Origin of the sequence: Zhengella mangrovi (assembly GCF_002727065.1) — a bacterium.
In the GTDB taxonomy this organism is placed as follows: Bacteria; Pseudomonadota; Alphaproteobacteria; order Rhizobiales; family Rhizobiaceae; genus Zhengella; species Zhengella mangrovi.
On record NZ_PDVP01000067.1, the window covers coordinates 1 to 657 of the forward strand.

Consider the following 657-nt stretch of genomic DNA (forward strand, 5'->3'; position numbering starts at 1 on the left):
TACTTGATCTGCTCGTCGGGCGTATGCTTGAGCGTCATGGCTGCCAGAAGGGCGGCATCCATGGCATTCTGGACGCTGCTGCGGTCGCTGACGACGCGGCTGTAGTCGAGCCCCATGCCCGCCGCGGAAGCCAGGCCGACGAACATCAGGCCGAACATGACCGAGAAATTACCTTTCTCATCCGATGCGATCGACCTGTGAAACTGAACCGGTTTCTTGCGCATAGCGACAATCCCTACATCAAGACGATTAGCTGATCTTGTTTGAGTGAAGCCAGGCTATTAGAGAAAACGAAAACTTGGCTTAAACTCCATTCTGACATCTGAATGTTTGCGATTACCTTTTGTTATCCGAATTCACCCGATTGATTTTCCCGCTGGCTCATGCCGTCGGGCTCAATATGTAAAAGACGGGTTTTGGGAAGTTCAAAACCACTGAATGACAGCGGTTTCCGGTTGATGGGTCTCTTCGGTAGCTGAATCATAACCTTGCTTGGCTATCGTTGCGGCGACTGTGCTCACGACAACGGCAAGGGGACATGCATGGCCAAGAACACGACGCGCGCTGTTGGCGACATCATGAAGAACGACCGGCGGGATGAAATCGAGGCGCTGTGCAAGCGCGCCTTCGGGCGCACACCCGACCGTCTCGCCTTCC

At 54.2% G+C, this 657-nt stretch carries 1 protein-coding gene; it reads right to left on the minus strand.

What is annotated here, in order from left to right:
* The coding region (locus CSC94_RS24005; RefSeq protein WP_245408480.1) for a TadE/TadG family type IV pilus assembly protein at window positions 1-224 on the minus strand (224 nt) is incomplete at its 3' end.
* Window positions 225-657: the final 433 nt, after the last annotated feature.